General features: G+C 66.7%; 2 protein-coding genes. One reads left to right on the top strand and one right to left on the bottom strand.

Translation table 11 applies throughout. The features are described 5' to 3' along the window. On the top strand, positions 1-706 hold a 706-nt coding region (locus A9W95_RS11625), incomplete at its 5' end, for a TIGR03619 family F420-dependent LLM class oxidoreductase (RefSeq protein ID WP_067412365.1). A gap of 14 nt (positions 707-720) precedes the next feature. Here A9W95_RS11625 and A9W95_RS11620 read toward each other — a convergent pair. Then, entirely contained in the window at positions 721-1,809 is a 1,089-nt protein-coding gene (locus A9W95_RS11620) for a DUF190 domain-containing protein (RefSeq protein ID WP_067412363.1), read from the bottom strand. Between the last annotated feature and the right edge of the window lie 39 nt (positions 1,810-1,848).

The following is a 1,848-nucleotide window of genomic DNA, read 5'->3' as shown; positions in this document are numbered from 1 at the left end:
CGACGGCGTCATTGCTGTTCCCGCCCAGGCGGATTGGCTCGATCCCATGGTGGCCCTCGGCTTCGCCGCTGCCGCCTCGAGCCGTATCGGCTTGGCCACCGGCGTCTTGCTGCTGCCTGAGCATAACCCGGTGATCGTGGCCAAGCAGGCCGCGAGCCTAGACAAGCTGAGCGGCGGACGGCTGACGCTGGGGGTGGGCGTCGGGTGGTCGAGAGAAGAGTTCGCGGCGTTGGGCGTGCCGTTCGAACATCGCGCCGCGCGCACCGCCGAGTATGTCGAAGCCATGCGGACACTGTGGCGCGAGGACGTCGCGTCGTGGCGCGGGAAATTCGTCGGGTTCGACGCGATCCGGGTCAATCCCAAGCCGGTCCGCGATCGCCGAATCCCGGTGGTGGTCGGGGGCAACTCCGACGCGGCGCTCCGACGGGTCGCCGCGTGGGCGGATGGCTGGTACGGCTTCAACCTCGACGGTGTGGCGGCGGTGGCCGACCGGCTGGAGACGCTCGAGCGGCTCTGTGCTGAATCTGGGCGCGCGCGTGGGGATTTGCGGGTGGCGGTGGCGCTGCGCTCCCCGCAAACCGATGATGTCGGCGCGCTTGCCGGTCTCGGCGTCGACGAACTGGTGCTCGTCGAGGCGCCACCGGACGATGCGAAAGCGGCCGCCGATTGGGTGCGCGAACTGGCCGACAGGTGGATGCCCGATTAGGGACTCGACCTGTGTCAGTAGTCGTGCTCGGCGAGTTGGGTTTCGGCGCGTAGCGGCGAGCCGTCCAATGAGAGTGCGGCGGGCACCATTTCGCTGGTGACCAAACCATGACGGGCCGTTAGTTCGTCGACGATGGGAAAGCAGCGGGCGATGGCCTCGGGCGTGTCGACGATGATGGTGGTGACGGGAACGCGGCGTGACAGCTGAAATAGCCTGTCGCCGTGCGGCTTATGGTTGTCGTGGAATCCCCAGATGCCGCGCAGCGCGGTGGCACCACGGGTTGTGCGGGTCTGCATCAGCTGGTGGATCAAGGCGCGGTGAATCGGCTCACCGTCGTGAGAGCTTCCTTCGGAGGTGTGCACCATCAACTTCTGCCACAAGGGTCGGCCGTGGTGATCGGTGGGCGGTAATTCCTGGGGGCGGGCGAACAGTTCCCCGTCGCGCTTGCACAGTCGCACCCGTTCGACGGTCAACAGGGCGTCGGGCAACGCAGTGGACAGTTCGGTCAGGGCCGCCGAAGCCTGGCTGGTTGACCCGACGGCGATGATCATCAGCGGCACATTGACATTGCGGCTGAAGAAGCGGGCTCGGCAGCGCTGCCCGTATGTTGTGCCGTCGACGCCGAGAAACACTGTGGCACCGTCGAATCCGTGGCGGTGCAACAGCTCGCACACCGCGGAGTAGGCCGCTATGCGGGCAATCTTGACCTGCCGGCCGACGTAAACGGTCAGCTTGGCGGAGTCTCCGTTCTCGTTGTCAATGCCGCCGCTGGGTTGCTCGCGCGTCACCATCCGCGCGCGTTCCAGCGTCACGAGGCCGCGACCGGTCAGCGCCGTGACGTCGCCGATCAGGGAGCGGATCTTCGGTTCGAGGTCGACGGCGGCGACCGTGACCGGCGGGTCCTCGGAGAGGCTCAGCGACTGGTCACTGCGCCATTCACCTTTCGGGCCGAAACTAGTTGTGCCGCGCAACATTACGCTGTTCGCCACCTGACGGCTGCCGAACAGGTCGAACATCGCGTCGGCCAGAAATCGCCTGGGTTCACCGACGACGCGCTGCCGCTCGCCGAAGTAGGCGGTCAGCGTCGTGCTCGGTCCGCTCATATATGCTCGGCAATCCATTGACCGGCCAGCACCGCCGCC

Origin of the sequence: Mycobacterium sp. 1423905.2 (assembly GCF_001673155.1) — a bacterium.
GTDB lineage: Bacteria > Actinomycetota > Actinomycetes > Mycobacteriales > Mycobacteriaceae > Mycobacterium.
Note: the sequence above shows the minus strand (reverse complement) of the source record. Positions and strands in the feature narration are given on the sequence as shown.

Bases quoted from the DNA above. Each gene is read 5' to 3' on its own strand.
- A9W95_RS11620 (WP_067412363.1), bottom strand. From the start codon at position 1,809: ATGAGCGGACCGAGCACGACGCTGACCGCCTACTTCGGCGAGCGGCAG.